Annotated in this window: 15 protein-coding genes; 3 read left to right on the plus strand and 12 right to left on the minus strand. The window is 40.9% G+C overall.

All coding sequences use genetic code 11. The annotated features are described in order from the left end of the window. Positions 1–46: 46 nt before the first annotated feature. A complete protein-coding gene (locus tag CSQ79_RS07125; protein ID WP_099700487.1) occupies positions 47–5,509 on the minus strand; it encodes a non-ribosomal peptide synthetase in 5,463 nt (1,820 codons plus the stop codon). Continuing rightward, positions 5,506–8,751, minus strand: a complete 3,246-nt coding sequence (locus CSQ79_RS07130) for a non-ribosomal peptide synthetase (protein ID WP_099700488.1) — start codon at positions 8,749–8,751, stop codon at positions 5,506–5,508. The genes CSQ79_RS07125 and CSQ79_RS07130 overlap by 4 nt, the downstream gene beginning before the upstream one ends. A 152-nt stretch (positions 8,752–8,903) precedes the next feature. Here CSQ79_RS07130 and CSQ79_RS07135 point away from each other — a divergent pair, with 152 nt between their 5' ends. Further along, complete coding sequence (locus tag CSQ79_RS07135) at positions 8,904–10,352, plus strand: alpha/beta hydrolase (protein ID WP_099700489.1); 1,449 nt, start codon at positions 8,904–8,906, stop codon at positions 10,350–10,352. 34 nt (positions 10,353–10,386) lie between these two features. Here the strand turns inward: CSQ79_RS07135 and CSQ79_RS07140 are convergent, their stop codons facing one another. From CSQ79_RS07140 to CSQ79_RS07150, 3 genes are all read right to left on the minus strand, one after another. Continuing rightward, positions 10,387–11,142 (minus strand): SPOR domain-containing protein, encoded by a 756-nt coding sequence (locus CSQ79_RS07140; RefSeq protein WP_099700490.1) that lies wholly within the window; start codon positions 11,140–11,142, stop codon positions 10,387–10,389. A 296-nt stretch (positions 11,143–11,438) separates the two neighbouring features. Then, entirely contained in the window at positions 11,439–12,137 is a 699-nt protein-coding gene (locus CSQ79_RS07145) for an MBL fold metallo-hydrolase (protein WP_099700491.1), read from the minus strand. A gap of 161 nt (positions 12,138–12,298) precedes the next feature. After that, on the minus strand, positions 12,299–12,685 hold the full coding sequence (locus CSQ79_RS07150) for an ArsR/SmtB family transcription factor (protein ID WP_289500764.1): 387 nt from the start codon (positions 12,683–12,685) through the stop codon (positions 12,299–12,301). A 163-nt stretch (positions 12,686–12,848) separates the two neighbouring features. On the opposite strand from CSQ79_RS07150, the gene CSQ79_RS07155 reads away from it, so the two are divergent. Next, positions 12,849–13,304: a protein tyrosine phosphatase family protein gene (locus tag CSQ79_RS07155; protein WP_099700492.1), complete on the plus strand. Its 456-nt coding sequence runs from the start codon at positions 12,849–12,851 to the stop codon at positions 13,302–13,304. Positions 13,305–13,747: 443 nt separating this feature from the next. On the opposite strand, the gene CSQ79_RS07160 is transcribed toward CSQ79_RS07155, so the two are convergent. Both CSQ79_RS07160 and CSQ79_RS07165 read right to left on the minus strand, forming a co-directional pair. Next, on the minus strand, positions 13,748–14,560 hold the full coding sequence (locus CSQ79_RS07160; protein ID WP_099700493.1) for a type 1 glutamine amidotransferase: 813 nt from the start codon (positions 14,558–14,560) through the stop codon (positions 13,748–13,750). 34 nt (positions 14,561–14,594) lie between these two features. After that, positions 14,595–15,935, minus strand: a complete 1,341-nt coding sequence (locus CSQ79_RS07165) for a Mur ligase family protein (RefSeq protein WP_099700494.1) — start codon at positions 15,933–15,935, stop codon at positions 14,595–14,597. Positions 15,936–17,437: 1,502 nt separating this feature from the next. Here CSQ79_RS07165 and CSQ79_RS07170 point away from each other — a divergent pair. Continuing rightward, entirely contained in the window at positions 17,438–18,859 is a 1,422-nt protein-coding gene (locus CSQ79_RS07170) for a helix-turn-helix domain-containing protein (RefSeq protein WP_099700495.1), read from the plus strand. Between the two features lie 31 nt (positions 18,860–18,890). Here CSQ79_RS07170 and CSQ79_RS07175 read toward each other — a convergent pair whose 3' ends face one another. The 5 genes from CSQ79_RS07175 to CSQ79_RS07195 form a co-directional block, all read right to left on the minus strand. Continuing rightward, complete coding sequence (locus tag CSQ79_RS07175) at positions 18,891–19,871, minus strand: UDP-glucuronic acid decarboxylase family protein (RefSeq protein ID WP_099700496.1); 981 nt, start codon at positions 19,869–19,871, stop codon at positions 18,891–18,893. Positions 19,872–19,989: 118 nt separating this feature from the next. Beyond that, a complete protein-coding gene (locus tag CSQ79_RS07180) occupies positions 19,990–20,247 on the minus strand; it encodes a hypothetical protein (RefSeq protein WP_099700497.1) in 258 nt (85 codons plus the stop codon). Between the two features lie 136 nt (positions 20,248–20,383). After that, a complete protein-coding gene (locus tag CSQ79_RS07185) occupies positions 20,384–21,136 on the minus strand; it encodes a sugar transferase (protein WP_099700498.1) in 753 nt (250 codons plus the stop codon). Positions 21,137–21,751: 615 nt separating this feature from the next. Next, positions 21,752–23,035 (minus strand): glycosyltransferase family 2 protein, encoded by a 1,284-nt coding sequence (locus CSQ79_RS07190; RefSeq protein WP_099700686.1) that lies wholly within the window; start codon positions 23,033–23,035, stop codon positions 21,752–21,754. A 41-nt stretch (positions 23,036–23,076) separates the two neighbouring features. After that, positions 23,077–24,006, minus strand: a complete 930-nt coding sequence (locus tag CSQ79_RS07195) for an NAD-dependent epimerase/dehydratase family protein (protein ID WP_099700499.1) — start codon at positions 24,004–24,006, stop codon at positions 23,077–23,079. Positions 24,007–24,078 lie beyond the last annotated feature (72 nt).

The following is a 24,078-nucleotide window of genomic DNA, read 5'->3' on the forward strand; positions in this document are numbered from 1 at the left end:
TACCTCCTCTGCTCCTCAGATGTCGTAACTTTAAAGTGAAACGGTATCAAAGATATTGTTGCAACTGTTGTGCTAGGTTTTGAACGTGAGGCTGCTTCAGCATAGAAAGATGATTTCCTGGTACTTGATGAACTTGGATATCTTTAGCTAGTTGACTCCAACCTAGTGTTGAATCTTGGTGGTGAGAGGAATCATCAGTTTTAAATAGCGTAATGCGGTTAGGGTAATTTTGTGATGTATAGCGATATGCTGCTTGGCTATTGGCGTAATAAATCCGCAACATTGGCGCGATCGCAGATTCATCAACTAACCGTAATTGTGACTCTTCAGGAATCAAATTGGCGATCGCTAACCATTGCCAGCGAGAAAACCAATTGTGACGTCGGCGGCGAGTTAGATTTGTGACAATCGCACTATAATCTAGTAAAAACGGCAGCGTAGACCAAATTGCTGTTTTGAGGAGAAGCTTTAGGCTGTGACCAAGGGATGGTTGGTTGGCAGAGATTGGTGCTGGAGTATCTAGAATTGCCAAAAGTGCGACTTCGTGTCCTAACTGCGTTAGTTGTTGCGCCATCTCAAAAGCAACAAGTCCCCCGAAAGACCAACCGCCGAGGAAATAGGGACCATGCGGTTGCACAGTTTGAATGGCTTGGATGTAATACCTTGCCATCGCTTCAATTTGTTGAAAGGGAGTGTGTTTGCCATCTAATCCTAAAGGTTGCAGTCCATAGAAACTGCGATCGCTTCCGGTGCTGCGCTTTGCGCCATCGCCGTTTCTTAAGTGATGTGCTAACTCCAAGTAAGGAAAGACAATGCCAAAAATCGGATGAACGCAGAAAAAGGGTTGCTTGTGATTTCCCTTTGTGAGGAGGACTAATGGCGACCAAACTTCTGTAACCTGCTGCTGTGATGAAGTTTGAGTTTGTATTTGGGCTGACTTGTCAGTTGTTAACGACGATCGCAATCGGCGGTGTGATGCTCGATCGAGTCGAACTAAGGCGGGTTGTTGAGTAATGGTATCTTGTAATTCTTCTATGACAACAGCTAGTTGTGCAATCGTTGGTGATTCAAACACCCTACGCAACGGCACTTCAGTTCCAAAAACATCGCGCACGCGCGAGACAAGTTGTGTTGCGAGTAAAGAATGTCCGCCTGATTCAAAAAAGTTGTCGTGAATACTTGTAGATTTAAGATGTAATTCTTGCCAAATTTCAGCAAGCTTATATTCTGTAGGCGATCGCGATGCAATTGTTGTCCTTGATGTTGAAGTCACGTCTGGCAACGCACGGCGATCAATTTTACCCGTAGAAGTCAGACTAAATGATTCTATTGGAATAAATACAGAAGGGATCACGTATTCAGGTAAAGTTTGCCCCAAATAGTCGCGGAGTTGAGGAATGAGTTGATGCGCAAATTGAGCTTGTAGCGGATTATTAGCATAATCACTCCAGGTTGGTGGTGCTTGCTGCTGAACAAGAGGTAAATCAACTTCTCCCCCTCCATGCCGAATCAAGACGACATCATAATCACCTGTTTGTTGCGTAGACCATCCAATTTCTACGCGGTAGGGTAATACAGATTCTAGCTCCCACCAATCTTGGGGATCAATTGCTAGTTCAGTAGAGTGTAATTCACGCATTCGCCCCAGTGTTTTTGGCGCAGATTGATGAAATAACCAGTCAGCAGTTTGAACTGCGGTATGCACTCGAGAGTTGGTAACGTTAGCAACGCCAAAGATTTCCGGTTCAGTTTCTTGTAAATGATTTTGCACGTCAGTGATTGTGAGTGGCTGTTGTTTCCAGTTCCTCCATGTTGTTGAAGTCACAGTAGCCGCCTCGTCCATGTGAAGCAACACGTTGTAGCGAAATTGTGTCATTTCATTATGGCTATGACCTCGCGTCAGGTGAATTTGCACGCGCTGAATTCGGGGAAAGCGATCGCGTAAAGCATTAAAAAACTTCGGATCAATGACTAATTCAGGTTCCTCAAAGCGCGCTCGCTCAACTTGTTGTCGGAGTTGCTTTTGTTCTAATCCTGGATCAGCTTGTGAAGCCTGCATCCAAGTATGAAAGGCAGTCAGTAACGGCAAACTGCGGACATCACCAATAAACAACACACCTTTTGGTGCTAATGCCTCAATGGATTTTTCTAGTACTTGTATGAGATAATCTAGACTAGGAAAATACTGCACTACCGAGTTGAGAATCACAATATCAAATGTTGCGGCAGGAATTCCAGTAAAATCTGTTGCTGTTTGATGGAGTAGTTTAACTTGAGCTAAGCCATCTGACTGATTTTTAATCGCTTCTAGAGAGTTTGAAAAGTCTGTTGCCCAATAACTCTGACAATGCGGGGCAATGGGAAACAACAATAATCCTGTTCCACAACCGATTTCTAAAACTTTTTGGGGATGAAGTGCCAGAATCTGCTCAACGCGATCGCTTACCCATTCTTGCATTTGCTCAACTGGAATTGGCTGTTTGGTGTAACTGCTATTCCAACCAGTAAAATCACACTCACTGGCATTGATTACTGACTGATAGGTTTGGTTATAAAGCGTTTGCCAGTGTTGCACCTGCTGCATTTGCAGGGATTTTTCTATGTGCTGACGCTTGAGACTAAAATAGGCAATCAAACGCAAATCGTTCGCTGCTGCTTGAAATGCAATAGTAACAGCATCTTGTATAGCAGGATGTCGCTGTAGTGTTGCTTCAATTTCGCCCAACTCAACACGAAAACCGCGAATTTTAATCTGGTTATCAATCCGCCCTAAAAACTCAATTGTGCCATCAGGACGATAGCGGGCGCGATCGCCTGTGCGATAAAGGCGAGGATTGCGGCATTCATCATCAAAAGGATTGGCAATAAACTTTTGAGTTGTTAATTCTGGGCGATTGAGATAGCTGTGCGCAACTCCTGCACCACCAATATATATTTCACCAGGTACACCGATAGGAACTTGATTTAAAGCAGCATCTAGAATATGAACTTGAGTGTTAAATACTGGACGACCGATTGTAATGGGCTGTCCTGGAAATAATTCTCCCACGGTTGCCCAAATTGTTGTTTCTGTTGGTCCATACGCATTGAAAAATTGACGATTTACTGCCCAGCGATCTACTATTTGAGGCGAACAAGCTTCACCGCCTGTAATTAGCGTTTGCAGCGCAGGAAGTTCTGCAGATGGCAGAACATTTAAAACGCCTGGAGTCAGCAGTGCATGAGTAATGGCATTGTCTTGCAGAAATTGGATGAGTGCTGTTCCTGGTAACTGGGCACATTGAGGTGGAATATAAAGCGTACCTCCCGATCCGAATGCTAATGCTATCTCAAAGACAGAAGCATCGAAACTGAGAGAGCTAAATTGTAAAACGCGAGGACGTGATGCATGGAAAATTTGACGTTGTGCTGTAACAACATTACATAAACTACGATGTGTAATTAGTACGCCTTTGGGTGTACCTGTGGAACCGGACGTATAGATGACATAGGCAAGATTGTCACGCCCTACAACCTGACGCGGTTTTTTCTGATTGAGTTCTGGTAGTTGATCGAGGCATAAGTGTGCTAGCGATCCTGGAATTTTTTCAACTAACCATGACTGGGTTAGTACAATTGAAACTTGTGTATCTTCAAGAATAAATTGCAAGCGGTGCTGTGGATACTGAGGATCGAGCGGTACATAAGCACCACCTGCTTTGAGAATTCCTAAAATACCAACGACCATATCAGGCGATCGCTCGACACACAACCCTATTAAGTCATTCGGCTGAATAATTTGCTGTAATGTTTGTGCTAGTTGATCGGCGCGGTGGTTTAACTGTTGATAGGTAAGTGTTTCCTGTTCCCCAACGAGGGCGATCGCTTCAGGAAATTGCTGTGCTTGCGCCTCAAATATTTGATGAAAGCATTCCTGAATGGGTTCTTCTGATGCAGTATTGTTCCATTCACAAAACTGCTGCTGTTCTCCAGAGGTGAGGAGAGGAAGTTCTGACAAACGAGCATCTGGATTGGCAACAATACCTTTTAGTAAAGTTTGAAAATGTCCTATCAAGCGACCAATTGTATCCCGATCGAATAAATCTGTACTGTAAGATATAAAACCACTTAAGCCTGCTTGCGATCGCCAAAAGCTGCGTAGCCCGTGATTTGGTTCCCACAAATGAACTTCTAGATCGAACCGCGTTGTTCCTGGTTCTATAGCAACAGGTTCTAGTGTCACTCCTGGTAATTCTAAAGGCTGCATGGGGGCATTTTGAAGCGCAAATGCTACTTGAAAGAGCGGATTGCGGCTGAGATCTCGCTGGGGATCTAATTCTTCAACAAGTTTTTCAAATGGCAAGTCTTGATGCATATACGCTGCTAGGGCAACATCTCGAACTCGCTGGAGTAATTCGCGAAATGTCGGATTACCAGATAAGTTTGTGCGTAACACCAAACTATTGACAAAAAAGCCAATTAAGTTTTCAAGTTCACTGCGATGTCGATTCGCAATCGGAGAACCCACGGCAATATCTTCTTGCCCTGTATGGCGGTAGAGTAATGTTTGAAAGGCGGCTAGCAGCAGCATAAACAGCGACACGCCTGCTTTTTGGCTCAAGGTTTCTAACGCTTGAGTAAGGGTAGGAGAAAACTGTAAATGATAAGTTGCACCTCGGTAAGTTTGCACTGGAGGGCGAGAGCGATCGCCTTGTAACTCTAGCACTGGTAAATCTTGCAATTGCGATCGCCAGTAAGTCAGTTGTTCTAATTCTTGTAACTCATTACGTTGCCAGCAAGCAAAGTCTGTGTATTGAATTGGTAATGCAGGTAATGTTGGTGTTTCCTTTAGCACAAAAGCACTATAAAAGCAAGCAAGTTCGCGGACAAGTATCCCCAATGACCAACCATCTGCTACAATATGATGCATCGTTAGCAGCAAAATAAACTCATTAACGTCAAATTGCAGCAACGTGACTCGTAAAAGCAGATCGCTACTGAGATTAAACGGACGTTGTGCTTCAGCAGTTGCTAACTGTTGAATGAGGCGATCGCGTTCCTCTTGCGGTACAAATTGTAAATCCACTACAGGTAACGTCAGCTTGACTTGAGCAGCAATGACTTGAACAGGTCCATCAACAGTTTTAAATGTGGTACGCAGTGCTGCATGACGCCGGATAATTTCATTAAATGAGCGCTCTAATGCTGCTTGATGAAGTGTTCCTTGCAACCGAATTGCCGCAGGCACATTATAAAAAGGATTGTCGGGTGCTAGCTGATATAAAAACCATAAACGCTGTTGAGCAAATGATAGAGGATACGTTGTTGCACAAGCAGCAGGTTGAATCGGTGTCGAGTGCAAAGGTTGCTGATGCAGTGCTAAAATTTCGGCTTTGCGCTCAACTAACTGTTGTTGTAGTTCTGGCGTGAGAGTTCCTTCAGGTGCATGACAACGCAGGCGATCGCCTTCTACTGATACTTGCACATCTAAACTTTTTAAATATGCTAGGAAGTCAATAATTGTGGTCATAATTCTATTTCCTCGCGTCGCTGCTGGAGATGATCGGGAGTTTCTTGCCCTTGCACTGTTGAGACTGCATCGATTTTCTGTGCAAGTTGGGCGATTGTGGGAGATTCAAACAAACTTCTTAGTGGAATTTCGACTTGAAAGCGATCGCGGATGCGGGAGATTAGTTGTGTTGCTAGTAGCGAATGTCCCCCCAACTCAAAGAAATTATCGTGAATTCCTACCTGTTTACGTCCTAGTAGTTGACACCACAGATCTACTAAAGATTTTTCTACCGAGGTACTAGGAGTCACTAATATTGTGTCTGGTGCAATTATGGGTAACGGTAATGCTTGGCGATCAATTTTGCCGTTAATTGTCAAAGGTAGTGTCTTTAATGATACAAACACCGCAGGAATCATATATTGAGGTAGTTGCGTTTTTAAAAAAGAGCGCAAATCGCGATCGCTAACGACTGCTGTTGGTTGAGGAACAAAGTAAGCAATTAATTGACGATCAGCAGCAACTTCGCGCACGTTTACTACCGCAGTTTGCACGCTGGGATGTTGTGCTAGAACTGTCTCAATCTCGCCCAACTCTACCCGAAATCCGCGAATTTTAATTTGATTATCAATGCGACCTAAAAATTCAAGATTGCCATCCGCACGGCGACAAGCGCGATCGCCAGTTTTATAAAGACGAAGATTTCTATCTTGATCAAGCGGATGAAAAAACTTATCTGCAGTTAAATCTGGACGATTGAAATATCCTTGTGCTAACCCATCTCCACCAAGATAAATTTCCCCACTGATTCCCGCAGGAACTGGGTTAAAATGGGCATCTAATACATAAACTTGAGTATTGGCAATTGCCTGTCCGATGGGAATTGTTATGGCATTTTCTGGCACTTCTTGCACTTCATACCAAGTAGAAAATGTTGTATTTTCTGTAGGTCCATAAACATGGATAAGATGCTGAGGTTTACCGTGTTGTAGTACTGTGCGGACGCGATCGGGAGTTGCTGCTTCACCACCAAATAAGAGATATTTCAACGGTTGGAATGCATTAGGAACTTCAGCCACAGTTTGATTGAATAATGCTGTTGTCAAAAACATGACATTGATGTGCTGTTGCTGAAGCGCAGTTTTAAAATCTGTAGGTGACAGCGTTGTTTCTCGCTCAATATCTACTAACTCAGCACCATTAAGTAATGCGCCCCATATCTCAAAAGTCGCCGCATCAAAAGCAATATTTGCTACCTTAGCAACGCGATCGCCTGGTGCAATTTCTATGTAGTCAGTTTGGCAAACTAATCGATTAACTGCGCGGTGAGTTACCATCACTCCTTTGGGCGTTCCTGTTGAGCCGGAAGTATAAATCACATAAGCTAGCTGATCTACGTTGCAAGGAGTATCCAAATTCTCCTCTGATTCTTGTGCGATCGCTGTCCATTCTTGGGCTAAATCAATTATTTTGACATTAGGTGTATTTAAAAATACTTCTTTTTTATGTGTTATTATTAATGTAACTTGGGCATCTTCTACCAAAAAGCGCAGTCGTTCGGAAGGATAAGTAACGTCGAGAGGAACATAAGCACCGCCTGCTTTGAGAACTGCTAGCATTGCAGCAACGGTTTCTGTAGCTTGTTCTAGACAAATGCCTACACGTTCTGACTTGCCCAATTTCTGCAAATAACGTGCGAGTTGATTACTACCTTGATTTAATTGTTGATAAGTAAATTGGTTTTGTGCACGGATTGCGATCGCTTGTGGTTGTTGACTAACCTGTGCTTCAAATAATTGATGAATACAAACTTTGGGATAATTAGTACAAACACCATTTCCACTCAATAACACCTGTTGCTCTTGACTTGTTAATAACGGTAATAAAGATAAAGGCGTATCTGGATTTGCCACAATCGCTGCTAGAAGTGTCTGAAAGTGATGTCGCAGGGAGGCGATCGCATCGGCTTCAAATAAATCAGTATTGTAAATAACGACACCGCGTAACCCGTCAGATTGCTGCCATCCTTTGCCCCATAAATTTCTAAAATTACCTGTGCATTTCCACATATACACTTCTAGATCAAAGCGTGTTGTTTTCACCTCAAACTCAACTGGATTAAGAGCTAATCCTGGTAACTCTAGTTGTTCCATTGGAGTATTTTGGAGTGCAAAGACGACTTGAAATAGAGGATTTTGACTAAGACTGCGAACAGGTTGCAGTTCTTCTACAAGCTTTTCAAACGGTAAATCTTGATGTGCATAAGCGGTTAGCGTGACATCTCTGACTCGATTTAGTAATTCACGAAACGAGGGATCGCCTGCTAGATTTGTCCGTAAAACAAGATTGTTGACGAGAAACCCGATAATTCCTTCTAATTCACTGCGGTGACGATTAGCGATCGGCGAACCCACAGCAATATCAGTTTGTGCAGTGTAGCGATACAGTAAAGTCTGAAACGCTGCTAACAAGGCCATAAATAGCGTCACACCTGCTTGCTGACTTAACTCCTCTAAGGCATCAAGTAACTCTTGTGGTAACTCTAATAATTGACTTGCACCTTGATAACTTGGAACCAAAGGGCGAGGAGCAGAAGGTAAATTTAAAGTTGGTAGATCTTTTAACTGCTGTTTCCAGTAGTTTAATTGAGTATTTAACACTTCTCCTTGCAACCACTCACGCTGCCAATGGGCAAAATCAGCATATTGAATCGGTAACTCTGGCAGTGCAGCAGGTTGATTGTTCACAAACGCAGAATACAGTTTGCCTAACTCTCGAATGAAAATACCGCTTGACCATTCATCAAAAATGATGTGGTGTAGGAGAATCAGCAGCAGATGTTCAGAGTGGTTCAATTGCCATAAGTGTACTCGAAATAGCGGTCCCTGCTTTAAGTTAAAAGGCTGCTGAATTTCTTGGCGGATCTGTTCTAAAGCGACTTGTTCGCAGGTTGTTGGCAATGCTTGAAGATTGATTAAGGCAAACGGCAGTTGCATCAAAGCCGGAGAGATAATCTGTACCAATTCCCCATCGATAACATCAAAAGTTGTCCGTAGCGTTTCGTGACGACAAGCGATCGCCTGCACACTTTGTTCTAGTGCTGAGTGATGCAATGAACCTGTGAGTTGAAATACCAGTGGAATTGTATAAAGAGAAGCCCCTGGAATTAATTGATCGATGAACCATAATCGCTGTTGGGCAAATGAAGCTGGAAAGACAAACACTTCCTCAACAGAATTACACTCTGTGCTTAAATCATTCACGCCTTCACCTTCTCAACCTACTCTGTATTTAAAGTGAAAGTTCTGTTGCAAAACTATGCTTTGAGATAGATTTAAAGATAATTTTCTGTTGCCAACGCATCGCGAGTGAGGAAAAGCGTAGTATCAAATAAACCTTAAATTGGAGAACTCGGTTGAAACGCTGGCGGCGGCTGTTATTACTGCTATCAATTTTACTGATTGGGCTATCGTGGTGGGGAATTGTTGCAGCCCGAAATGGATTGGTTGTGCGATCGCTTGAACGAGATGTTCCATTACTGTATCTTGCACCACAACAAGCAACCGCTGCACCTGGAGTTTTAATTGCACATGGGTATGCAGGTTCTAAGCAACTCATGCTAGGCTACGCGCACGTTTTGGCTCGTGCTGGTTACGCTACGATGCTATGGGATTTTGACGGACATGGCGCAAACTCTCATCGATTGCAACGATTTGAATTACAGCAAAACCTAAATGTGGCACTAAATGCCTTACTAGAGCAACCGGAAGTTGATTCCACTCGCCTAGCTTTACTAGGTCATTCTATGGGAAGTGGCATCGTGATGAATGCGGGAATTGAGCAGGTTGATTTATTTGATGCTGCGATCGCCGTTTCGCCAACAGGTGCATCTGTCACACCTCAAGCACCGCGTAACTTACAACTGCAAGCAGGTAGTTGGGAAGGTCGATTTATTGCTAATGCCGAACGATTACTAACAGCAAGTGGAGGTACTAATGATAATTTTGCTGCAGGTACTGCTCGCGAATTGGTAATTGTTCCCAATGCCGAACACATCACTATTTTATTTAATGACGTCAGCCATCAAGCTGCGTTACGTTGGCTCAATGCTACCTTTAACCAGTCTAGTACTAGCAATTATCGCGATCGCCGCATGGCTTGGTATGGTTTGCATTTGCTTGGTTGGTTACTACTACTAACAGCGGTAGCTTCTAGTCTTGTACCGCGTCAACCTCACTTCAAAAAAGTTCCTGCGTCAAGACGTTGGAGTGGGTTATTACTTGCACCTCTAATTGCTGCGGGCAGTGTAACACTTCTAAATCAAGGCGGTATAGAACTTGCGGGTCTAGGTGGCGTGCAGGTAGGCGGAGCCGTTAGTTTGTGGTTTTTCGTTGCGGGAATTACTTGGTTAGCATTGCTAGCTCGTCTGCCACGTCCTACATTAAGAACAGCAAAATGGGGACTGATTTTATTTGCTCTATTGTGGATAGCGTTTGGTGCAATGGCACAAGTTGTTTGGTTGCAATGGTGGTTAATTCCTACGCGACTGCAAATTTGGTTGCCTTTGGCTGTTGCTTGTCTACCCTGGTTTTTAGCCTCTGGTATTGCCCAACAGGAAACCAGTACCAATGCCCGATTTGGTTGGTGGTTTGCTCAGAGTGTCATTTTAATTGGTGGTTTTCTATTAACGTTGAACTTTCTGCCCCAATTAGGCTTTATGTTTCTCCTATTGCCTTTATTTCCCCCTTTAATTGCTGTTCTCTCGTTAGTAGTTGCGTTTGTCAAAGAAGCGTGGATCTCGGCACTTGCGAGCGCTTTATTCTTCGGTTGGATTCTAGCCGCTGGTTTTCCACTTTCTAGTTAACGCCAATCGCTCTGACCTCTGACCTCTTGCTATATCAACGTCCATAATAAACTCGTGCATTACTTAAGCCAGAGTTGAGGAAAAATTGATTCCACTGTTCTGCTAGAGCACGATTGGAAAATGGTCCTACTCTAACATGAGATCCGCGTGGTTGTGTTCGCTGACTGACATCAATGACAGCATTTTGCTGTAATTGCCTGATTTGATCTGCGATCGCAGGTAAACTTTCTCGTCTATCTGGAATCACAACATAATAGGTGCGCGAATCTCCAGTAAAAGCTGTGTCGGTACCTGTGTTAAGATTGGCAATTCGTGCAACGACACCAGCAGATCTAAGTTCTTGGGCGCGTTGCTCAGCATTAGAATTTTGCTCAAATGCTCCAGCCTGAACGACTGCTCGTCCATTGTATTGTCGTACAAAGGCTTGTGGTTCGAGTTGTTTGACTTGTTCTAAAGTTGGGGAACTTGCATCATCAACATAAACTAAGTAACTTAAATTGCCACTGCTTGGAGTATTAACTGTAGGTGGTGTATTCGATGATGGTGCTTGAAAATCAAATTCACGCGGAACAAAAATCGACGATGGTGATTGTTGTGCTACATCTGGCGTCTGTGGTGGTGGCGGTAGGCGATCGCTTACTGCTTCAGCTATAAAAATATCCTGAGATGATGCGACTTCGATAGCTGTTACGAACCACCCCCCTAACACTATGGCAGTTAAGGAGATGATGAGAGATGGTTTAGCTTGAGCAAACCAACTGGCATTGCACAGTGGATGACGTGTGTTCATCTTGATGTGTTGTAATGCTGAGCGCAAACGGGAATTGATTTTTATGAGTGATAAATTAGACACTTTAGCGTCAAAGTAGGTTGCTTGACTGACTAAAATGCATAAATGTTACAAAAGCAAGTTACCGCTATTGGTATTGTCTGTTCAAGCGCAATTTTGCTGAGAAATATAGTAATTTTGGTGCTTATTTTATCTATCTATCAGTAAATATACAGTAGGCGATCGCGCTCAGCAAACTACCTACTCAAAGTTGATAGTTGTTGTCATAGTATTCTCAGTGTGAATTGAGTAAATTGCTACACGGCAACAGCAACGTTGCCACAACGTTCGTTGGCTGGAACTGCTTCCATAATTTTTTGGGGATTGGGCAAGTTGAGATTATCCATAAACTCAATGAAGCCGTCGCGCGTACGCCCTATAAAGCGGGGATTCCACTGCTTTTCTTCCCCGATTGTGGATACTGTATGTCCTCGATAGTCGTGTCCAGGATAAACTAAGGTATCGTCTGGAAGGGTAAACAGGCGCTGAGTTACAGAGTCGTATAATGTTCCGGCATCACCACTTTGAAAATCAGTACGCCCACAGCCACGAATAAATAAAGCATCACCTGTTAATAACTGCGTGTCATTGACAAGATATGCTACATGGCTATCAGTATGTCCAGGAGTGGCGATCGCTTGAATATAGACATCCCCAATCTGCAATGTTTCGCCATCTCGAATGAAGCAATTAGCACAAGCTGCATTGGCTTTTTCTGGTACAACTCCGTGACATCCTGTGAGTTCGCGTAGTTTCGCTGTACCAGTGATGTGATCGGCATGGATGTGTGTTTCTAAGCAATAACGGAGTGTTAAACCTAACTCATCAATAAGTTTGCGATCGCGTTCGACTTGTTCCACGACTGGATCGACAATTACTGCGTCTTTTGATTTGGAGTCTGCAATGAGATAGGTATAGGTTCCAGTATTTTGATCGAACAGTTGACGAAATAGCATATGCACTTGCTCCTGATTTTTCGCGATAGACTGTTGCTATCCTCAGTTAATGAGCCAAATATATAACTATATAGTAAAATGACTGAGATGTAATTGCAATACTATTTGTGTTGATTGACAAAAAATACCGCTTATCGGTGCTTTAATAAAAATGCTCAATATCAAGCACGACGTAATTTTCCTAGTTGCTCTAATTGTTCGCTTTGTTGAGTTATTTGAATAGAAAGGGCGTCACAAACCATCTCGCACAGATCAAATAAAATAGGATTCGCTATTTCGTAGTAAACGCACACACCGCGCTGTTCGCGGGAGACAATACCCGCCTGCGTAAGTATTCTTAAGTGCTTTGAAACGTTGGCTTGTCCGAGTTCAGTAGCTTCAATAATTTCACTCACATTTTTAGCTCCCGATTTGAGCGCACAGACAATTTGCAAACGGCTGACTTCTGACAAAACCTTGAAAAACTCGGCAATCAATCCTAGTGCTGCTGGCGACAATTGTGTCATTTCAGATGCTGTTAGAGAGGCATCACTGGAGTGTGGCGTCATATATAGTGACTAAATAATAAGATTAATTAGCTTTTATTTCTATTATATAGCTATTTAGTGATAAATCTTTCGGTCTCTGATTCAATTATCCATCCATAGCTAGATTATTCTATATGATTAACTAGTAATATAGCAAATAAGTAAGATGGTGAAATAGTTAAAAATGCAGAACATCAAAAAAATTAACGATGAAATTGCAGTAGCAACAAATCAATTGACACCAGAAGACTTGCAGCAAGCAGCACAAGCAGGATATCGCACCGTATTGAATTTGCGATCGCCTCATGAAGAGGGAGTGTTACCAGAAGAACAGCAGTATGCAGAAGCCGCAGGATTACAGTATGTCAACATTCCTGTGAAGCCTGATAGCTTGAATCAAGAACTAGCAGATCAGGTGCTACAGCAAATTGAGCAATCACCAAAACCTGTACTAGCTCATTGTAAAAGTGGTTTGCGTTCTGGTGCAATGGCATTGATGTATGTTGCCACTTGTGAAGGGATAAGTGCACAAGAAGCGATGCAGCGGGGACAGCAAATGGGATTCGACTGTAGTGCTAATCCAGCTATGAAAAAGTTTTTTGAAGATTACGTAACGACAGACTTCCAACGCTCACAGTAGCAAGCAGGAGAAAAAATTAATGAGGAACATTTGCACGAGCTACATCGGTCTAAGTGTATACTTACGTACTACGGTAGCGGTTTTCTGGCGTCAATTGCTGCTAGTCTGCTGAAAAAGCGTGGATTCGAGGAGTAGCGAATATTCCTAGCTCTTGGATTGCCTGGACAGCAAAGTTACCTGTTGAGACAACTAAAAAAAATTAAGCTCTTGGGAACTTTCCGAGTTTCGATCCCAAGAGCCTTTTCAATCCAGTTCACTCCTCACACAACTAAGTCTAAGATTTCTAGTAGGAGAAATATGAATAAGAGTGACACTTTTCATATTGTCATCCTAGGTTTAGAAAACAAAAAACACTGACATTGTAAGGAGAATACTCTTTAAATTTAACTTGACTAGCTTTCTGCTTTCCCAGAAACGCAATATTTTGTTACTGAAAGTTTCATTTAGTTTTGGGCGATCGCGGGAGTTTTTACGTGCAAGCGTTGAAACATAGCTTCCCGTGCTTGTTGTGCCAAAGTGTCATTGAGGGGTGAAAGTGATATTGCTGATTGATACTTTTGTCTGAGCGCAGTTTGAATGAGCCAGTCGGCAACAAATGGATTTTTGGGTAATAATGGACCATGCGAATAAGTCGCGATCGCATTTTGATAAAACGCACCTTCTGTACCATCTTCACCATTGTTACCTAAACCTTGGACAACTTTTCCCAGAGCTTCGACTTGTCCTAACTTAGTTCGTCCACCATGATTTTCAAACCCAATCAAGTATGCAGGAGAACCAATCATTGCTGCAAGTTCTTGTGCCAATCGTTTTGCGGTGACTTCAACAACAAGATTGCCAATACAACGGCGGGCGTTTGTTCCTGGATGAACTGAGATAAAATCTAGTAACCCTAATCCTTCAATTCGTTGTCCTAAAGCAGGTTCATAGTAGTGTCCGAGTAATTGTGGCGCACCGCAAGTAAATACACCAGGAGTCCCGTTATCAATTTTTTCTCGCAAGGTTTCAGCTTTAGTACCGCGTAAATCGCGCATCACAATTTCTTGTTGTCGATCTTGCGCACCACCACCGACAATCATATCTACGCTTTGAAAGTCTACTGCTGTGGCATTTTGATCGAGAGGTAATACTTTTACTGTATACCCGCGCCACTCACAACGTTTTCGCAGACAAATGACATTTCCGCGATCGCCGTAAGTACTCATTAAGGTGGGATATAGCCAGCCGATTGTTAGTTCAATTTGTTCTGGATGCATAGATAGCTGTTGGCAATTAGCAACAAGTCTTAGTTTAGAGAATCTTACGTCCTGTGAGGACTTCGCGCACTTCTAACATCGCTGAGTAAGTGGGGAGAATGTGGAGTGTTTGATCGGCTGGTGTGTGTTCTAAAGCGGTTGCGATCGCTTCGCGTAAGTTTTCCTTAACGATAAGTTGTAAATCTTCTTGCTGAGAGTAGCGTAACCGTAGTGCCATATCATAAACGCGATCGCCACTGACAATGAATGTTCCACCTTGATCGACCAGTTTTTCAGTATCGACATCCCAGATCCAAGAGACATCAGTACCATCAGGAATGCGATCGTTTAATACAAACAAGACTGGTGCAAGTTGTGAAGATTGTTGCCTTACCTGATTAACTGCGCGGATTGTCTCGTTCATTCCCACAGGATTTTTGGATAACAGAATACGTACGTGTTTGCCGTTGATCTGTAACTCTTCTGCACGTCCGAATGCTGCCTGAAAATTACTAATTGTGTCGCGGATTGTTGCTTCATCCACACCAAGTTGTTGCGCAGCTAAAACTGCAGCTAAAGTGTTGTACTTGTTGTATAATCCAATTAAAATCTGGGGGTGTTCTTGACTGTTAATTGCTACTGGTGCTTTATGGAAACCGCAGCTAGGACAGCGAAAATCTCCTAAATGAGATAGATAAACACCTTGGTAGTCAAGCGAATGTCCGCAGTTAGGACAGTAGATAGAGTCTACTGCGTGAGGAATTTCTTCTAGGTACTGTTCAGGTTCGTTTAAGCCAAAAAATAAGACTTTTTGAGGTAATTGTTGACCCATGTAAGAAAGGGTGGGATCGTCGGCATTAGGAATAACTACGGTATCGGGTGGTAAAGTGGCGATCGCTTTTCCCCAGCGTTGGCTGATAGTGTCTACTTCGCCATAGCGATCAAGTTGGTCGCGAAATAAGTTTAAACACAGAATAATTCTTGGTTCAATTGCGGCGACAACTTTAGGAACAACATTTTCATCGACTTCTAAAATTGCGTAATCGACATCGAGTTTGCCTACCAAGTTAGTGTTAGCAAGCAGTGTTGTCATTAAGCCATTCTCTAAATTTGCACCAGTTGCATTGTGTGCAATCCGCTTACCTTGACGTTCTAGCATAGTGCGTAACAGCAAAGATGTTGTTGTTTTGCCGTTTGTCCCTGCAATGAGAATCACACCGTGTTTGACTTGGCGACTGAGTAGCTGTAGTAATTGGGGCTGTAAGCGACGCGCAATTTCACCTGGTAAAACACTGGCTGCGCCGAGTCTAAGCGATCGCACTGCGAACGTCACTGTTTTTGCGGTTAATACTGCTAAACCTAGTTGTAGTCTATCTTTAACCTGAATTTTTGCCATTTCCCCTACTACATGTATATAAGCAATTGCAGCTAATCTTCACTTGCGCTTATATTTTTGCACTATCTTTATGCATCGTATAACTGACACGCTAGAAATCTTTAACCGACTATGATACTGCACCTATCTGAGTGATTTGAATCTGATGCTTTCGTTTCAAATAACGTGTGCGCTATAAATTCTGTCTTGGCATGGAATACCGCTAATAGCCCACTCATGATATGGGTATTTTGATACTGAAGCTTGACTTGACTAAAAAATAGCTGAGCATATTTGCGATCGCCCACAAGCACGTATAATAAAAGCTATTCTTCTTTTAAGACAAAATCAGATAAACATCAGAAAAAAGTTACTTAAAATTCGTATCTCAATGATAAAATTTGTATGCGTTCATCTTGATTAAAATTCAATCAGTACAGAGTACTTAAAGTGATTCGACTGGCTCACTAGAAGTCACCATAAGAGCTAAACAAAAGAAGGCTACTTCATTTGGTTAATATGTTGCGCTTAACTAACAAGCTAACAGATCGGTCATAAGTTCAAGCTTGCTCTGTTTGTCTTAAGTAATACTTACAGTACGTTTAACTTAGATATTTTTGACTAATATAGCGATTGTTTAATCAGAAATTATTCTTGTTTTTGCCTAAAGCTTTGACTATCAATAATAGTCTATTTTTGGAGCATTTAAGGCTTATAGACAAGAATGACAACTCATCATAATACCTGTAGCTTTGATGCTTATTGATTATATTAGTCAAATAAAAATTTGTATAAAATAACCGAATAGCGTTTCAGTATGTATTCTAATTCAGTAGTTATTAAAAGTTATAAATGTTTGAATGTTTACAGTTATCCTACTTTTAGTATTTTGTAATACAGCATTCTTCAAATGCTATTGTGTAATTTTGAGAGTAACGCATTTGACAACCTACCCACATATATGGTAAAGAAAAGATATAAAGCTCATTAAAGATATAATTTAAAAGCATGATTTTAGTAAAGTAAGCTTAAGTTTTTTGACAGGTACGTAATAGAAGTAAATATTATATAGATTGTCAACAGCTATCAGACAAGTTATTTTTATCTTAAAAATAAGAAATTCTTATATAGCAAGGAGAAATCTAAGATATTGTGATTTTTATGTCACCCTTTGTAGTTAAATAAAAAGATTGTAAGTTACTAACTTAAGGTTCAACCATAAGGTTTGTGAGTTCGCTTGAGTCAGAAATATACCAAGGTGCCAGAAAAATATTGTAAGGAGGTTCTGTAGAATCAACTAAGTCAATGCATAAAGCTAATTGAAATAACATTTAGTCCTTTTTTCATACTCTGAAAAACGGAATACACTTGTAGCTTATTTTAAATTTTACATGCATAGTGACCGCTACATAAAAATAGATTAACTTGTTTTTTTCATCAATAAGATAAGTATTAAGTTTCGTAAACTTTAGAAAAAATACTAAAAATGACCTGAGAAATTAATTAAATACTTTTGAATAAAAATGAAAATATCAGTAGAGGAAGCAATAGAAATAGTAGAAAGTGTCACTCAAGAAGGTGGTTTAAGTAAAGTACAAGAAATTGTTTTTCGTCAATGTTGGGAAGGATGCTCATACCAAGAAATTGCTAGAAAATCTGGATATCAACTAGGCTATATTAGAGATGTTGGTCATAAACTGTGGCAATCACTTTCAAAAGCTTTCGGTCAAAAAATTACAAAAACTAATTTTCAACGAGCTATTAAACAATATCAAATAACTGCATTATCTCCAAAGAATGAACTTCAGACAACACCAACAAGTGCTAGTAATGTACCCCCTGTACAATTAAGTACAGTCAGCCAAAAGCAAGATTGGCAAGAGAAAATTGATGTTTCCATGTTTTTTGGTCGTACGACTGAATTATCTAATTTGGAACAGTGGATAATTAGCGATCGCTGTCGTGTAATCTCGCTTTATGGAATGCCAGGAATTGGGAAAACGTTATTAGCAGCATTCTGTGCAGAACAGATGCAGTACAAGTTTGAGTATCTCATCTGGCGCAACGTGCGTAATGCTCAACCAATTAGAGAATTATTAACAGAAATCGTTTTATTTTTATCACAACGACAAGTAGGAGAATTGCCGCAGACAACAGACGACTTAATCTCATGTTTAATGAAGTACTTAAGGGAGCATCGTTGTTTATTGATCTTAGATAACTACGAATCTATTTTACAAAGTGGTGGAAAAGCTGGGCGTTATCGCGATACCTACGAAGGATATGGTCAATTACTACGGCAAGTAGCCGACGAAAGTCATCAAAGCTGCTTGTTGCTGACGACAAGAGAGATGCCCATTGGTTTAACAGTCAAAGAAGGCGATCAGTTACCTGTGCGATCGCTGCAATTAAGTGGTTTGTCATCAGAACCAGCCTATGAAATTTTAAGAACAAAAGGTCTAGTATTCAATAACGAAGAAGCACAAGGTTTAGTGACTCGTTATTCAGGTAATCCACTTGCTTTAAAAATTGTAGCTGTAGCAATTCAGTCTCTATATAAACAAGATATATCTAAGTTTTTGTCTCAAGGTCGAATTGTTTTTGGAGAGATCTGGGATTTGTTAGAACAGCAATTTAATCGTCTATCGAACCGTGAAAAGCAAGTGATGTTGTGGTTAACAAGTTATCAAGAAGACACCTCTTTATTGAAACTAGATGAAAACAACTTGCCTGGATTATCTACAAGAGTAGTGTTAGAAGCTTTGCAATCTCTACAAATGCGATCGTTCATAGAAAACAACTCATTGCGTTTTACCCAGCCCAATATGATTTTAGAGTACATTAAAGAAGTAACCCACTATAAAAGCGAATCTAGTATTCTCAAATTCGCAACAATCTCTTCAGAATTGAGTCAGCTTCCAATACTTACAAAAAACCAAGGTTAACTATAAGAGAAGTGTATTAATCGCACTACCATTAAAATTGCTTCTCTAGTTCTGCTGTTTGTGTTATGAATTGCTGAGTTTGCTCAATGTCTAAGCGAGAACAGAAATTTTCCATTGTCAGCTTTAAACCTTGTTGTAGAGAAATTGCCGGTTCCCAATTAAGCCAGGCTTTGGCACGTGTAATGTCTGGACAGCGATGGCGCGGATCGTCTAACAGTGGTGGTGCAAACTCAATCTTGACGTTAGGATTGACTAGCCTTTGCACATTTTGAGCTAGCTCTAGAATAGTACAGTTATTTGGGCTACCCAAGTTGACTGGACCAATGTATTCACTATTCATCAGCCGCATCAATCCTTCTACTAGATCAGAAACATAGCAAAAACTTCGAGTTTGATAACCGTCACCATATACCACCAAAGGCTGATTACGGAGAGCCTGAACTATTAAGTTACTTATGGCTCTACCATCATTTTCTAACATGCGCGGACCATAAGTGTTAAAGATGCGGGCGACACGAATTTTTACATCATTTTGCCGATAGTAATCGAAAGCAAGAGTTTCTGCAACTCGCTTACCTTCGTCATAGCAGGAGCGAATTCCGATCGGATCGACATTTCCTCTATAGTCCTCACTTTGAGGATGAATTTCGGGATCGCCATAAACTTCACCAGTAGAGGCTAAAAGAAATCTAGCTTTCACCCGCTTGGCAAGCCCTAGCATATTTAACGTCCCGATCACATTAGTTTTAACTGTTTTGACTGAATTAAATTGGTAATGCACCCGTGCTGTAGGACAAGCTAGATGATAGATTTGCTCAACTTCTAATCGTAAAGGTTCAGTGACATCGTGTCGTAGCAGTTCAAAATTTGGATACTCCATCCACTTAAGAATGTTACGTTTATGTCCCGTATAAAAATTATCTAAACAAATGACTTCATGTCCCTGTGCCATCAATCGATCTATTAAATGAGAGCCAATTAAGCCCGCACCGCCTGTAACTAATATTCTCATCTTTACCTTGCTCGTGAGCTATTTTCTATGCTTTGTTAGTCAAATTCAATTTATAAAGATTGACATCTTTGTTTGTTTTTTGTGTTTTACAAAATTAAAAACTCCGCTCAATATTTGTTTAAAATTTAATAAGTTCATTAGATTCTCTATTCACAGATAGATTGATTTGATAGTTTAGCTGTTGAAACTGATTGTGCATCCAAGTATAACCCTTAGCAATACAATGCGTACAAGCTTCACCACAGTTATTTCCCTGATCGTCACAAAGAATTACACTTGCTTCTTTTCTTTCAAAATGCTGCTGACATAAGTAGCAAAGCTGATAATTTTCACAACAGCTACTATTACTATTGTTATGTTCAATTTGAATTTGCATGGTCTCTAAATTTTACTTAAATGTTCATTTGGAGAAATAGTATAAATTAGTTATCAAATTAACGTAAATACTCTAGCCAGAAGCCTTCTCATACCTATTTTTCTAGTTAATTGTGAGGAGAATAACTAACCACTACTTAACAAGCACCGCGTTTAGTTAAAACAACATATAGCGTTTTGAAGAGTAGATACAAGTCATAAGTAACAGACCATTTACGTTGGTAATCCAAATCCATCAGCACGATCGCTTCAAAATCCTTGATACTAGAACGTCCATTTACCTGCCATTCACCTGTTATTCCTGGTTTAACCCACAGCCTTTGCCAGTGGTGAGGTGCGTAATGCTTGACTTCATCCTTTGTTGGTGGTCGAGTACCAACTAAGCTCATTTGCCCCAGTAACACGTTCCAAAACTGTGGCAATTCGTCCAGACTAGTGCGGCGCAGAAAGCTACCTACACGAGTAACACGGGGATCGTTTGAATTCTTAAAAATTTGTCCTTGAGCTTCATTTTTGACTAAATGTTGTAGTTTCTCAGCCCCAACCACCATAGAGCGAAATTTCCAAATGCGGAAAAGACGACCATTTAACCCACAGCGAATCTGGCTGTAGAAGATCGGACCAGGGCTATCCAATTGCATTGCAATTCCCACTGGAATCGCGATCAAGGCAGTAATTAGTAATCCAAACATAGCCCCAAAAATATCAATTAAACGCTTGGTGCGACTGACAGTAGAGGGATGTATAATTGACCTTAATACACAGTTATCGTATTCATTTAAAAGAAAATTTATTGATTCTTGCGTTTCAGTTTGCGTATGTTTTTCTTGACTAATATTTCCAATCTTTGGATTTGAAATACGTGATATCAATGGAACTATTTTTATCATTCTTCTACCTTAGAGTATACCTGTTTCTACAAAGTTATAAACCAGGTATTTAATAATTATTGCTTACTAAAATGTACAAAAATGATATATTATTGGGCTAACCTCATGCGTTGAATCTGTAATAACAGCTTTACTATTGGCACATTTACATTTAATTCTCCAAAATTAATGACCCTCACTTAAAAATGTCTATAAAATACAACAAGTTTGCCTTATCTATTTCCTTATATAGCAGAGGTTAGGAGTTAGAGATCAGAATTAAAAGCTAGTTGGCTCAAAAGTTCTAAACTTCGTATATTGATTATTACTATAAAAATAGTGCGATCGCATTTATTTAGGAGATTTATATAGATATAATTAACTTCATAAAAACAAAATTATCTTTTAGTTTATTTGCAAGAATAACGAGGCTTCGACGGAAACTCATCAAACGAATATTTAGAGTTTCATTATTAATTATCTAGAGGAAATGTTTACGATTATGTCCAAGAAAATGTTTGATTTAAGATATCAGTTGTATAACTTCTTAGTGTTTTTGTTGAACACGAGTTTTGCGAGCAGTAGCTACTTCATCCCTTGTGCTCATAACATTAATCGAGCCGAGTAAGTTAGATACTATTGCTTTTTAGAGAATGAGGACTTAACCGTATGTAAGTAAAAATTTACTCCTGAAAAACAACCTAAAACCTCTACTAATAGTGTGCTGTGTCTAGGTTCAAAACCTTTTAATAGCCCACGTAAAAACAGCTTTACATAGTACTTTGGTAGAGTAAGGAACAAGTGACGTAGATTACCCCAGTGCCGATACTTAGAAAACTGAATCAACCGAGCTGCTGTATCTCCTCGCAAATAAAAGTATATCTGCTGTTTCAAGTCATCCATATCTCGGCGATGATAGTGGTAAACGACAGCTGCTGGCTCATAACGACAAGCCCAGCCTTCAGCGAGCACTCGGTACCATAATTCAGAATCTCCATTACACCCAGCAGCTCCTGCGTCTAAACGTTCATCGAAATTCCCCACTAGTTCAAAAACCTTACGTCGAAAGGCCATATTGGCACCAGCTCCAATGTGCCAAACAGGAACACCCCAAGGCTTGCGCTGCTCAAAAAAGTGGGTATCAAAAGTTATAGCACGATACCCTCGATTAAAGCCCCAATATTTCTCAAAGATGAATTGTGCTTCTGTTTCTAGTTCTGCTGGTAGAACTAGTCCGGTAACAGCCATCACCGTAGGTTCATCAAAGCTTTGTTGCAGTCGAGCGAGCCAGTCAGGATGAACTGTCACATCATCATCAGTAAAGGCAATAATATCGCTTGTACTATGACGGATACCTGTATTACGTGCTACGTCTAAACCAGGGTTGGGTTCTAGCACATATCGGATATGGGGTATCTGGGCAACGAGCTGACGTGTAGTATCTGAACTTGGGGCATTGTCTACGACTATGATTTCTTGTGGATACTGGGATAGATTTTGTAACGAGTGCAGGCATCGTGCTAATCGTTCTGGTCTGTTCCGCGTACAGATAACTACGGAAACAGATTCATTAGTAGGCTGTGACCAACATTCACGGAGCTGAGCCAGTGGTCGCTGCAATTCCACTAATGCATCAAAGTTTGGAGGAATTGGATTTTTATGAGGCAGTTCAGGTAATAGTACTTTGAAGCCTTGCTCAAAAAGGCGATCGCCAACTGCTGGAGTAATAGTTTGCAGTACCAGGTTTGTCAGTTGCGTAGTGGGTATCGGTAACTGAGTGGCTTGAATTTCCAAATGACCAAGGGGGATGCCGTGCCACCAAAACACTATATATAACCCCTGATAGTCTGATTCAAGTAGTGTAGGAATGCCTTCACTCAGCTCAAGGTGCAGAATCTTCCAGGGAGCGAATGTATTCACAATTAACTTACCTCTAATTTCGCTCAGTCTATTAGCTACTTCTAAATCGAACACAATGACTTAAGGAAAAGGTTTACGCTAGACTGCACCGACCACTGAGGACTAAAGCCTAGAAGTAACTTTGCTTTTGATATATCTGCTTGCGAATGCTGAATATCTCCAGAACGAGAAAATGAAAATCTAGCTTCTGCGTTCCATTGAGGAAAACAAGCTTTGAGAATATCAACAAGTTGAATAAGAGAAGTTGCTTTTCCTGTGCCTAAATTACAAGTTACGTAGGAACTTGGGGCAAGTGGAATAGTTAAGGCTTTGGCAAAGGCGATCGCGACATCTTTGACATAGATGAAGTCTCGTGTTTGAGTTCCATCTCCATAAATTGCGATCGGTAGACCTTGCTGCATTGCTGAAACAAAAACCGAGATTACACCAGAGTATTGACTAGGTAATTGTCCCAAGCCAAATACATTAAACATTCGTAATGCTACAAATGAAAAACCTAGTTGCTGGGCGAACAAACTCGCATATTGCTCACAAGCTAATTTTTGTAAACCATAAGGAGAAATAGGACAAGTGTCTTGATGCTCTGAAATAGGCAAATAACTTTGTTTTCCATAGACAGCTGCAGAGCTAGCAAAGACTAACCTGCGGATATTTAGGTCTTGACACAGTCGAATCACTGCAACCATTGTAGAAAGATTATGATGATGAGCCTCTAGTGGTCTTAGCCAAGATTCTGTTACAGATGGAATAGCGGCTAAATGAGCAATTCCATCAATGCTCTCGGCAAAATCTTCTGGCTGACACAAAAATATATCTTTTTGCAGGAATTTTAAACAGGGGTGTTTAGGTAGGTTTTGTAAGTTACCTGTAGCCAGGTTATCGACTACTGTTACAGTGTGACCTTCTAATAAAAGCTGTTCCGTAACATAAGAGCCAATAAAACCTGCTCCTCCGGTGACGATAAAATGCATAAGTTTAAAGTTTGAATAAGCGGCTTGAGTATAAATAACTGTCGTTTTTCAAAATCTTCTCATCCTACGCCA

Source organism: Gloeocapsopsis sp. IPPAS B-1203, assembly GCF_002749975.1.
In the GTDB taxonomy this organism is placed as follows: Bacteria; Cyanobacteriota; Cyanobacteriia; order Cyanobacteriales; family Chroococcidiopsidaceae; genus Gloeocapsopsis.